Annotated in this window: 10 protein-coding genes; all 10 read right to left on the bottom strand. The window is 29.4% G+C overall.

The window, feature by feature from the left end:
* Positions 1 to 40 precede the first annotated feature (40 nt).
* Entirely contained in the window at positions 41 to 1,072 is a 1,032-nt protein-coding gene (locus tag Q4Q47_RS16325) for an ATP-grasp domain-containing protein (protein WP_303307703.1), read from the bottom strand.
* Positions 1,059 to 2,387, bottom strand: coding sequence for a phenylacetate--CoA ligase family protein (locus Q4Q47_RS16330; protein WP_303307704.1), 1,329 nt, complete (start codon positions 2,385 to 2,387; stop codon positions 1,059 to 1,061). Before Q4Q47_RS16330 ends, Q4Q47_RS16325 begins: the two co-directional genes overlap by 14 nt.
* Before the next feature lie 43 nt (positions 2,388 to 2,430).
* Positions 2,431 to 3,051, bottom strand: coding sequence for a sugar transferase (locus tag Q4Q47_RS16335; protein WP_303307705.1), 621 nt, complete (start codon positions 3,049 to 3,051; stop codon positions 2,431 to 2,433).
* 244 nt (positions 3,052 to 3,295) lie between these two features.
* Positions 3,296 to 4,333 carry a sugar-transfer associated ATP-grasp domain-containing protein gene (locus Q4Q47_RS16340; RefSeq protein ID WP_303307706.1) on the bottom strand — a complete coding sequence of 346 codons (1,038 nt, stop codon included), beginning with the start codon at positions 4,331 to 4,333 and terminating at the stop codon, positions 3,296 to 3,298.
* 549 nt (positions 4,334 to 4,882) lie between these two features.
* Positions 4,883 to 5,923, bottom strand: coding sequence for a sugar-transfer associated ATP-grasp domain-containing protein (locus Q4Q47_RS16345; protein WP_303307707.1), 1,041 nt, complete (start codon positions 5,921 to 5,923; stop codon positions 4,883 to 4,885).
* 82 nt (positions 5,924 to 6,005) lie between these two features.
* Complete coding sequence (locus Q4Q47_RS16350) at positions 6,006 to 7,166, bottom strand: glycosyltransferase family 4 protein (protein WP_303307708.1); 1,161 nt, start codon at positions 7,164 to 7,166, stop codon at positions 6,006 to 6,008.
* On the bottom strand, positions 7,159 to 9,060 hold the full coding sequence (gene asnB, locus Q4Q47_RS16355) for an asparagine synthase (glutamine-hydrolyzing) (RefSeq protein ID WP_303307709.1): 1,902 nt from the start codon (positions 9,058 to 9,060) through the stop codon (positions 7,159 to 7,161). The genes Q4Q47_RS16350 and asnB overlap by 8 nt, the downstream gene beginning before the upstream one ends.
* A gap of 19 nt (positions 9,061 to 9,079) precedes the next feature.
* Positions 9,080 to 10,225 (bottom strand): glycosyltransferase, encoded by a 1,146-nt coding sequence (locus Q4Q47_RS16360; RefSeq protein WP_303307710.1) that lies wholly within the window; start codon positions 10,223 to 10,225, stop codon positions 9,080 to 9,082.
* Between the two features lie 8 nt (positions 10,226 to 10,233).
* Complete coding sequence (locus tag Q4Q47_RS16365) at positions 10,234 to 11,313, bottom strand: glycosyltransferase (RefSeq protein ID WP_303307711.1); 1,080 nt, start codon at positions 11,311 to 11,313, stop codon at positions 10,234 to 10,236.
* 23 nt (positions 11,314 to 11,336) lie between these two features.
* Entirely contained in the window at positions 11,337 to 12,563 is a 1,227-nt protein-coding gene (locus Q4Q47_RS16370; protein ID WP_303307712.1) for an O-antigen ligase family protein, read from the bottom strand.
* Positions 12,564 to 12,575: the final 12 nt, after the last annotated feature.

Raw genomic sequence — 12,575 nt, forward strand, 5'->3', positions numbered from 1 at the left:
GTAGTGTTTTTTATTAAACTAATTAATAGAATTTTTTTTACTATTTCCGATGAATTTTTATAAGTCTATCACATTTTGAAAAAATTATGTTTTCCTTATAATTATTATACTTTATTAAGTCTTCATTTTTAGCTCCATTAAGCCATTCTATGTACAATGCTGCTATATTTGCTCCGGCTTCATGAGAAAAGGGATACCCCCCTCCAAACCTAGGGTTAATTTCAAGTAAATAAAGCTTGTCTCCTACAACAAATACATCACTGTCAATATTTCCAACATGTTTTAGACCTTGACTGACCTTTTCCGCCAATTTTTCAAATCTTGAGTCTATTATGGATTTTGCCTTATCTGTTTCACCAGATCGCATAGCCAGTTTTTCTTTAGCAAAAGAACCAAAGTAATTACCGTTAAAGTCGTTTACGATATCCATTCCGTATTCTTTTCCATCCAATTTTTCCTGGATTAAAATGGCATGTTCTATATCCTCCTGACTTGTTTTATTCAGAATGGTTTTTTTGAGCTTGATGTTTTGTAGTTTATACGACAATTTTAATTCTTCAATGGATTCCGGAAAATCAATGCCTATAGAGCCGCTTCCCCAACGCGGTTTAATAACTAAGGGAAATTTTAAAATACCATCCTCGATATCCTCAAGGGCGTTTTCTAATTTTATATAAGTTTTAGGTGTATTTAGCCCCAGGTCCTTTATAAAATTGTATGTTTTCCATTTATCAAAACCTATGGAAATTACATTGGAATTTGAAATTATAACCTTCGTGCCATTCTCTTCAAATAGTTCTTTACTTTTTGATAGGATAGGTAATTCTAAGTCGTTTAAGGAGATTATCGCCATTACAGAATTATCTTTAACAACTTTCAATAATTCCGGAATATAATTATCGGCATAAATACTGGGTACTTTCACAGCAATATCAGCATCAGCCATTGCTGGTGCTAACATTTGTTCATCTACGGCTATAATTTTACCATTTCCATTTAATGCTTCTTTGAAGTAATTTATTAAATAATTTCTTCTTCCCGCACATGTAAATAGGATATTATTTTTTTTCATTTTTGGCTTTCGGTTTGTCTAAATTAATGATTACTCTTCTTTTTCCAGAGCTTAACACAGGTATTTCATCAACATATTCTACAGAAATATTAGCGTCATCACCCAAGTATGAATTATAATAGGCTAATAATTCTTGCTCTCTAGTAAATTCAGAATCAATGTTTATTTTTAAAATATATTTTTTTTTACTTTTTTGTATGATTTGAAACTGGTTTAATTCAGGAAACGGAGTTAAACCATTATAAACAATGAAAGGATTTACTATCTCTCCTTCAGTATTATAGAGAACATCTTTTATTCTACCTGTAACAATTTCAAATTTAGGAATATTATCGTTATCAAAGTTGCATAATTTACCAAGATCTCCTGTGTCATACCTAATTAAAGGGGTCGCTAGATTATATAAATCGGTAACAATGATTCGACCTAATTCTCCCGGTTTTGCAGGTTTATCTTCGTTAATGTCAAAAATTTCAATATAAAAGCTAGCCCAATTAATTGTGAAATGTTTATCATTAATCATTTGTTGAGATATGATGCCATTTTCTTCGTTAGAGTATCTCGATACTACAGGAGCTTTAAAGTAATATTCCATTTTTTTGCGCACAACATCATAAAGACTCTCGGACGTAGCAATAATAGATTTAACATTACACTCTAATGGTAACGATTTTACTTTATCTAAATACTTGCATATCTTCTCAAAACCAGTAGGATATCCTATGAAGCCCTTAGGCTGATTATCATTTTTTATTTTGGAAATAAGTTTTTCTATTTTACTATCTGTTAAATCGGCTTCAACGTCAATTTGAATAATATTCATTAATTTTCTTAAGAGAAATGATTTTTTATATTTTTCAACCCATAGCCTAATAAAAAGAAGTTGATCTCCAATTGTGAAACCAACAGAATTAGCAAAATAAATAACATCTGCTTTATTTCGTCTTTTCTTTCTTTTAGTTTGATAAATTTGAAAAGGAGTACCTGTTGATCCACTACTACTAACTTTATGTAAACCCGTTGATGTCTTTGGGATTATATTTATTAAATCTAAATCTTGTTTTATAATCGATTTATCAACAATAGGAAAATCATCAAGAGTTTTATAATATTTGTATTGATTATAAAATTTAGAGGAATTAACAGCTGTATCTAATAATTCTTTTAATATAGGTGCGTTCCTTTTTTGAAGTTGACTAAATGATTTAATTTTAAAACTTTGTTTAATATCATTTAAATCTTTTTTCAAATGACCACCTTCTAAACTGTCCAATATCCAGAAGCTTTTAAGACGTATTTTATTAATTAAGCTCATTTTTTTTGGTCTAGTAATTCTAATCGCTTAAAGTTAATTATTTTTAAGCTTCTTTGGTATTGTTGCTTCTTAATTCTTTTAAGTCTAGCATTTCTGGATCATATAAAGTATTGTCATAAACAAATACTTTACGAATTGTTTTAAAAAATATAGAGACATCATTAGAAAAAGATAATTTTTTGACATATTCTACATCTTTGGCTAGTTTATCATCCCAATTCAACAAATTTCTACCAGAAATTTGCGCCAAACCTGTTACTCCAGGCTTAACTGTATGTCTTATTTTCTCCTCAGTCGTATAATATGGGAGGTAGCGAACTCTTAACGGTCTGGGGCCAATTAAACTCATATCCCCCTTAATAATATTAATTAATTGAGGAATTTCATCTAAAGATGTTTTTCTTATAAATGTGCCAAATTTAGTAACTCTGTCTGCATCAGGTAATAATATGCCATTTTCGTCCTTTTTATCGGTCATAGACTTGAATTTGATGATATTAAATATTTTTTCATCTTTACCTGGACGTCTTTGGTAAAAGAAAGGGTTTCCTTTATTAATAAATAATAATATAAGGTAAACAATTATTCCAATTGGAGAGAGAACTATTAATCCAGTGAAAGCCAAAAAAAAGTCAATAATTCTTTTAAAAAAATTCTTGTACATTTTATCTTTAGTAGGTTATTGTTAAACAAACCCAAAAATAATACTATCTGTGGCTTTTAAGTCATTATTACGTTCTTGTATGCTATTTTATCGATGAATGATAAGGGGAGATATTTAAGATAATTTCAAGATATTGGTGTTTTATTTAAATATAGGGAAGTTTAAATGTTCTGCTACTTTTATATCAACAACGTAATTGGTTAACATTTAAGTTGTTATAGCTGATTTGGTTTTTCTAAAGGTTTTATGTTATATCTAGTATTTCTTTAAATAATGGATGTGTACAGTAGCCTCCATAACAAACATCAGTAATGCTTAGGGTAGGTGTATTATTACCCTCAACGATAATTGGACCATTAAGAGTAATAGCAATGTCCCAACCAACTATTTTGTTAGGTAAATGTTTTGCTGCTGTTTTAGCCAATTCACATGCTTCCATAAAAAAAGGTACTTTAAAATTTTCTAGCACGGCACCTGTATTTGGGTGTTTTGTAAATACTTTGGCTCCTTTATTGAAATCTTGCATTCCTATACCCTGAAGTACTCCAGTGGTCATGTTCACCGAAATATAAAATCCACCTGCGCTACCATTATCTATAACACTATCTCCGATTCCAAAACGCATAACAACTGATAAGATATGAATGTTGTTTGCTAAATCTATATAAGTTTCTATTCTAAGCGTATTAACAGATTTTGAGTGAATTTTGTTTATTTCTAGATGTTGTTTAATTACTTCTTGATGAACAAAACTGTTAGCAAGTAAGAAGTCTGCATTGTTTTTTATTTGGTTTTTGAAAGTGTTTTTTTTTAAAAGTATCGCACCTTCTCCTCCTTCTAAATCCAAAAGTTTTAAGAAAAGGCTTTCTTGCTTGCTAGTTTCAAATATATTGTCAAAAAAATCAATTAAATCTGATGTTTTCGTTATTGTGCTAATATCTTTATTGTAAACATAATTGTTTTTAAGATTATAGCTTACGAGCTCTGGAATAGGTAAATTAAAGTTTTTGAGATAAAAATTCATGCTTAATTTGTTACCTAAAATTGAGCTAATTTCTGAGAAGACTATGTTTTTTGATCGAATGACCTTTGTAAACTGTTTTAAACTTAAGTAATTAGTGTAATTCTTAATTTCTTTCCTATATAAAAACTTTCTGAAATAATCTGTAGGGAGTTCTTTTTTTACCCAAGCATAATGGATAATCTCTTTTATCATTCTAAAAACCCCTTTTTTATTTGGGTCATTGATAAAATGTCTTAAATAAGTAATTTTCGAAATCATAATTATTATTTTTCAATTATAATTGATTATACTCTTCTAATATGGCTTTCCAAACACTTTTTTACTTACAATTTTTAAAAAATTCTCTCTGATTTTATTCTCGTTTCTTTTAATTTGTCATTATTCGACAAAGTAAATTTCATGGTTTTGCATAATGAATCTACATGCTTTTTAGGAATTATCAAGCCATTGTATTATCTGGTCATCTTTGATAAAAAAATGAATTTTCTTTATTAATAAATATTAAGTAAACGCTCAAACCAATAGGGGCGAGCACTATTAATTCTGAGAATGTCAAAAAGAAGTCAATAATTCTTTTAAAAAATTCTCGTATGTTTTTATCTTTTGTAGGTACGTGATAAGACTAAAAATAATATTATTTGTGGTTTTTAAATCATTATTACGTTCTTGTATGCTATTTTATCGATGAATGATCGATTATAATGATTTATATTGAAATTTTTTCAGTATTTGTTTCAGTCACCTGAGAGTTAGTAATTTATAAATATTTTAATAATCTGTCTCTCGTTAAAATTAACATAGAATGGACTATACCTCATTTAGCATTTCTTTAATCAAAGGATGTTTTAAATAACCGCCATATGCCACATCTGTCATATCCATACCCGGAGTTTGATTACCTTCTATAATAACCGGTCCAGTAGGAGTAATGGCTACATCCCATCCAATAATTCTATTGGGTAAATATTGAGCTGCTTTTTTTGATAATTCGCAGGCTTCATTAAAAAATGGCACTTCAATTCCTTCAAGAATGATATTTGTATCGGGGTGTTTTTCATAAACTTGACTTCCTTGAGTAAAATCTTGTCGACCAACCCCTTGAATTAGACCAGTATCTAAATTCACAGAAACATAAAAGCCTCCTTTACTGGCATTATCAACAATATTGTTACCAACTCCAAAGCGTATAACAACAGATAAAACTTCCATGTTATTTTTATTATTCAAGCATGTTTCAATCCTTAATGTGTTAATCGATTTAGAATGTATTTTATTTAAAGAAGGATGTTGCTCAATGACTTCTTCATGCAAGAAACTTGTTTTAAGCAAGTTATTTAAATGTTTATTAATTTGCCCTTCCAGAGATTCTTTTTTAATTAAAAAAATACCTTTGCCACCTTGAGCATCTAAAGGTTTTAAAAAAAGCTCATTATATGGGCTTTTTTCAAAAACATTAGAGAAATAATCAATCAAATCATTTTTATTGTTTATTGCATAGACATTATTATCAAAATAAAAATGGTTTTTCAAATTATAACTTACCAATTTTGGCATTGGTAAGTGTATACTTGAAAAATAAGAATGCATACTTAGCTTATTGTCTAGAATAGAACTAATTTCTGGAAAAACCATTTTTTTTGAAAAAATAAGCTTCTCGTATTGCCTATAACCTAAATAGGCTGTATAGTTTTTAACCTCTTTTCTATATAGAAATCTTCTAAAATAGTCCAGTGGTAATTCTTTTTTAACATACCAAAAATGAATTATTTCTATGAACATTCTTCCCCAACCTTTTTTATTAGGGTCGCTAAAGAAAAATTTAAAATTACCAATTCTTTTAAGTGACATACTCTTTTGAATTAATATTATTAATTTAGACGCTCATCATTATGATGGATAGTTTCTTTATAACTTAGAGTTTTTTATTCATCTAGAGTTCTTTATACTCGCTCAGTATAGCTTTCCAAACATTTTTTTGCTCATAGTTTTCCAAGATAATCTTTCTCGATTTTTGCCCCATTTCTTTTAATCTGCCATTATTTGACAAAGTAGATTTCATTGACTCATATAGCGAGTTTGTATCCTTTTTGGGGATTATATAACCGTTTTCATTATGTTTGATTATTTCATTACATCCATTTATATCTGTAACAATACAGGCTAGCTCCATAGAGCTTGCTTGCATGACAACATTAGGAAATCCTTCTCTATAACTCGGGAATGCTAAAACGTTCGATATAGAAAAGTAAGGTCTTACATCATTGGTCCAACCAGTTTCAATTATATTAGTATTGGCTTCAATTAGTTTTGTTGTTTCTGAAAATAATGGGTCTAACTCCTTTTCGTAATTGCCAACTAAAATTAATTTTATATTATCAAAACTTTTGTTTAAATTATCAAAGGCCTCAACGAGTTCATTAATTCCCTTATCTTTAACTAGTCTGCCTACAAAAATAAACACAAAATCGTTTTCTTTTATTTTTAAAGAATCTCTTAATGATTTTTTTTGTAATTGATTATAAAGTTTTGGGTCAAAATGATTTGTGTCAATACCATTAGAACTACCTTTTGCAATAACCTCTATTTTTGATTTTTTAGCTAACTTTTCGTTTAACATAATTTCTCTTAGACCAAATGAATTTGGATATACTTTGGTAGCGCAGAAATAGGTTAGCTTGTCAACATAAACAAGTAATTTTTTTTTAAACCCTTTAGCTTCTACTAATGGTAATCCCGCAACTGTATGAAGTCTGTTAGGTACTTTTGCCAATTTCGCAGCAATCATTCCTACTGTTCCTGCCTTTGGGGTATGAGAATGAACGATATATGGTTTTTCTTTTTTTAATATTTTATACAATTTAGTAACGGCCATTAAATCTTTTATTGGAGTAATTTTTCTTGTCATCTCCAGATTAATTGTCCTAACACCTTCATTTTTCGCTAGTATTTCTAATTGATTTTTATTTCCCTTTGAAGATACTCCAACAACCTCAAAATATTGCGAAATATATTTTAACTGACCTTTTAGTAAGGTTGTTAATGACCCAGGAACAGTTGTTATTCTAAATATTTTTTTCTTATCCTTATTCATTTATGTATGTATTGTAGTACCACTTTTGAAAACAGTAGAAAGACCAAACTTTGAATGTATTGTCCTTACTACCAGATAAATGGTTTTTTACAAGTTTAATGATACTGTCTGTATTAAAAATCCCTTGTTTTTCTAGACGTTTTCTTTCAATGAAACCTTCTAACTCATTTTTAAGAATCGTTTTTAGCCAATCACCTACGGGCACGCCAAATCCACTTTTAGATTTGTCTAAGAACTTTTCTGGAAATTGATCTTTAAATGCTTCTTTTAAAATATGTTTTTTATCCCAACCTTTTATAAGGTAGTTTTCAGGTAATGTATTTGTGTAATCCCATAATTTTTTATTTAAAAACGGTGCTCTACATTCCAGAGAATTTAGCATACTTGTACGGTCTACTTTAACCAACATATCTCCTTCTAAACTAATATGTCTATCTATTTCTCTAAAATCATTTAATGTTTTAGGTTTTTCTAATCCAAATAAGGTTTGATATTCTTGAAAAACATTTCCAATATGCCAGTTAGGCCTAATAATTTCCGAGACTTCATTACTAGTGTTTCCTAAAGAAATAATATCCCAATAAAATGCTCCATTATAATCAACACTGTTTAGAATCCTTTTTAACTTGTATCTTTTTCCTCTATTGTCTCTATTGGTTTTTAGCAAAGATTTTGATGTTTTTAAGAAAACCTTATGGATAGCTTGGGGTATATACGAGGTATACATATTATTTATTTTACCCATATAATGTTTATTGTATCCACCAAAGACTTCATCGCCACCATCACCGGTTAGAGCTACTTTTACACTTGTACTGGTTTTTTGTGAAACAAGGAAAGTTGGTAGGGCAGAGGAGTCAGCAAAAGGTTCATCAAAATTTAAAATGATATCATGGATATTATGTTTTAAATCATTTTCATCTATAATAAACTCATTATGATTACTATTAATGAGTTTAGCAACTAATCTGGATTTGTCAGACTCATCATATCCTGCATTTTTAAACCCTATTGAGAACGTATCAATTTTGGAATCTACGCCTTGTGATAAACAAAGAGAAACTACTGAAGAATCAACACCACCTGATAGAAAGGTTCCTAATGGCACATCAGAAATAGACCGACTCATCACGCTATCGTAAACCAGGTTTTTTACGTCCTCAGTTGCTTTTCCAAAAGAAATATTTTTCTTCTCAGGCGTTTCTTCTGGGTTAATTTTATTTATGCTAATGTTAGCTTTTGCTATGTCATATTCAATATAATGATTGGCTTCTAATTTTTTAATACCATCATAAATCGTATACGGTGCTGGTATATAAGTAAGCCTAAAATATAAATTCAAGCCCTTTTTACTAATCTCAGGCTTTTTATCTATTATTTTAATTATCGATTTTAGCTCTGATGCCCAAATTAATTGATTACCATCTTTAAAATAATATAAGGGCTTTTCTCCAAAAAAGTCCCTGGTTATATATAACTTATTCTTGTTTTTATCATAGATACTAAAGGCAAACATACCATCTAGCTCTTTGAAAGACTCTACACCATGTTTTTCATACAGTTTTAAAATAACTTCAGTATCACTTGTTGTTGAGAAGCTAACGCCTTCTTCTATTAGCTTTGATTTTAATTCTCTGTAGTTATAGATTTCGCCATTAAAAACAATGACTATATTCTTATCACTGGAGAAAATAGGTTGCTTTCCAGAACTTAAATCAATAATAGACAATCTTCTCATTGCCATAGCGATAGAGTAGGAGTCGTTTGATTCGTTGAATACACCATCTTCATCGGGACCACGATGAAAGATTAAGTCATTCATTATATTCATATCAGCTTTTAGCTGTTCCTCACTTTCTCGATTAAATTTTATGTATCCGTTAATTCCACACATGAATAAACTCTTATTTCTTTTAATTAATTGAACTTATAATATCTATATATTCTTTCAATATTTTATTTTTTCTAAAATTTTCTGAACGTTTTAAAACATTAGTTTTACATGTGTTTAAAAAATCTTTATTAGAAATAAAATATTCAATTCCTTTAGCCATTAATTCAACGTTTTTTACAGGAACTAATATTCCGTAATCAGTTTTCATTGTATCATTTTTAACGCTTTCTAATTCCATGATTTCACTTGGCCCAGATTTACAATTTGTTGTTAAAATGGGTAAGCCGCAAGACATAGCTTCAAGTAATACATTAGGAAAGCCTTCATGATTTGAACCAAATACAAATAAGTCAGCTTTTTTTAAGTATTTATATGGATTAGGGTCAAAACCAACTAAAATAACTTGTTGTTCTAATTTTAGTTTTTTGATTTTAAGTTCTAATTCCTCTTTCATGTTTCCAGCGCCAAGTATATATAATCTTAAGTTTGGATTATTCAACTTACTCATTGCATCTATAAGTAAACTATGATTTTTTCCAACATCTAGGCGACCAATTGTTACTAGGTTAAATTTTGTATTGTCATAAAAGCCCTCTAAAGCTTCTATTTTATTTATTTTTTCTAAATCAATTGGGTTATGAATTACCTTCATTTTGTTGACAGGTACATTAAAATTATCTATTAAATCATGAGAATTCCCATAAGAATTCGATATTACGATATCGGACTTCTTATATAGTACACGAATCATTTTTTTATTAAAAAAGGATTGAAAATTTTTGTAGCTATATTGAAGACTAGGATATGCACGCTCATTAGTAATTATTTTAAATCTATGGCGTGTTAACTTGCTTGAAATAATATTTATAAAAGAGGGTCTCGTTAAAAAACTTATACTATGACTTATTCTTAGAGTTCTTATTAATCTTGAATATTTATATGCCAAAAACGGAATCTTTAATGTTTTGATTATACCATTTTCGCCAAAACTAGATTTTTCTAAATAGTGTATTTCAATTTCTTCAGGTATTTCGTATTTAATAGTTGGATTCATTAAAATTAAATGAACTTTAATTTTATTTTCAATACAATATGCCAATAGATAAGATACGACTCTTTCTGCACCACCACCAGCTAACGAGTAAATTAAAATTCCAAGACTCATATAAATTATTATACTAATTCAAGAAATAACTCTTCGTACTTATTAAGAATTATCTCTTTATTAAATTTTTTAAATACCGAATAGTTCACTTCTTTTGGGTCCCATTCAAGTTCTGTTGCAGCTTTAATTATGTTTTGAATATATTCCTCTTGACTGTCCGCTACTAATCCGTTCACACCATCTTCCATAATTTCATTTAATCCACCAGGAGCGCGATAGGCTATTACAGGTGTTCCAATAGAGCAACTTTCTAGCAAGCAGTTTGGAAACCCCTCAACATATGCGCCTTGAAGGAAAAAATCACTTTCTGCTAGGTATCTAGGAACCTCATTTGTATATGGTATATGTATTATGTTTTTTTTAATCCCTAATTCTTCAATAAGGTTAAATAAGTTATCTTTTTCAGTACCATCACCAATAATAGTATATTGATATGGGAAATTCAATTTAGAAATGGCTCTAATAATGCGTTCGTGCCCTTTTTGTTTTTTCAATCTAGCCACCGTTATAAACTTTACAACATCATTTTTTTCCTCATTAGGTGTTTTTAAAATAAAAGCATCTGTTATGGGATTATTTATAATGCGCATTTTATTTGGTGGTATATCCTGATTGGCCTTCATATCATTATACATATCTTTAGATTGACATAAAATAATATCTAAAAATTTATAACCAATTTTTGTGAGCGGAATTTTACCTAATATACCTGTTCTTTTTTTATAAAATTTTGCTTGTACACTTAAAACATTGGCTTCTCTTCCAATAAACTTGGTTTTAGGAAAGAAAATTGATAGCAATCCCATGACTGTATTTAGATGAGATATAGAACTGACTACAATATTAGGTCTATTTTTTAATAAGGCAAAGAAAAAACTAGGTGTAGCTGTAAGAACTCTAGGCCTATTAAAGTATTTTACATTAATTCCGTCAATATTGTAAACAGTGTTTTTTTCATAGCCAGCAGCCCATAGCGAAACATCAAAATGTGACTTAGATAGGTTTTGAGCTAAAAAGGTCATAACCCTCTCAGCACCACCAGCAGTGATCTCTGGAACTACAAATACTATTTTCTTCTTTTTATCCATTTCATTTGTTTTAAATAGGACCTTTATTGTGCTATTGGTAATTCATTTTGGTTATCAGTGAATTTTCGGTATATCTGACTGTCAAAAAGTGCTAAGCAGATAATTAGTGTTCTGGTATGCCAAATATTATGTGAAACAAAACCTTCAAAAATCATGAGGACAACAAAAATCAAATAGTAAAATTGATCGTATTTAAGAGATAACTTCACACTATAACCAATATAATACAAGTATATTAATAATGATAATAAACCAAAATTTATCCCCAAATACAGAAAGTAATTATGTGAATTTAAATTATTGAAGTTTTTGTCAGAGCTATACCCTGTACCTCTACCCATTGGATGATCAAGAAAATCTATAAAGAACTCTACGAGTAGGACACCTCTACCACCACTAGTACCTCCTTCATCTATTTTAAGTTCACTTTTCCCTAAAAGCATATCCATTCGTTGTCCTGCAGCACCTCTGGAAAATTGAGGGAAGTTCTCTCGGATTACTTCGGAAAACGAAAGTAATGATATATAGATTATGGAAAAGAGAGCTATAATTTTAAAGAAACTTAAAAAAACTGTTTTGGGGTCTAGCTTTATTTTTGAACTCCAATTATTCATTGTACCAAAAATTAAAATTAGAACAATGGATACCATCCCACTTCTAGATAGTGTTAGGAATACAGTTATCACCATTACTGCAATGGTAAAATATCTTAGTTTTTTGTTTTTATTTATTAATACTAAAAGCCCTAAAGCTAAGAATTTTATTCCAGAAGCTGCTCCATTAGGGTTCTCGGCAAAACCACCTTTCCTTACGTTTTGAGATAGTCTTAAATTATATTTTGGGAGGCCAATGAAAAAGTCATAAAGCATACTGCCTGCTAATACTGCTAAGCACAAAGAGACAACGATTATAACCGTCTTTTTGTCTTCTGCTCTAAAATAATGAACAACAAAGGTATAAAGTAATAGAGTAAATGTGTTAAGAACAATTTTTTGTGTTATTATTTCAGAACTTGCCTGAGAAAATGCGGCATAGGTTATTGAGAATATAAGTATGGACAGGAATAACTTGAAGCTATGAGACCTAAATAAATCAATAAAATCTTTTATTGAATACTTCAATAAAAATACGCCCATAAATAAAGGTAAAAGAAACTCGGCAGGAGGAACAGGTATTATACCTATTCGATATAAGAATATATCTGAATAAGATGCAAATAAAATAATTAAGCCACCTAGAACGTATTTCATACCTACTTGTTT

It is taken from the genome of Flavivirga spongiicola (genome assembly GCF_030540825.1).
Taxonomy (GTDB): Bacteria; Bacteroidota; Bacteroidia; order Flavobacteriales; family Flavobacteriaceae; genus Flavivirga; species Flavivirga spongiicola.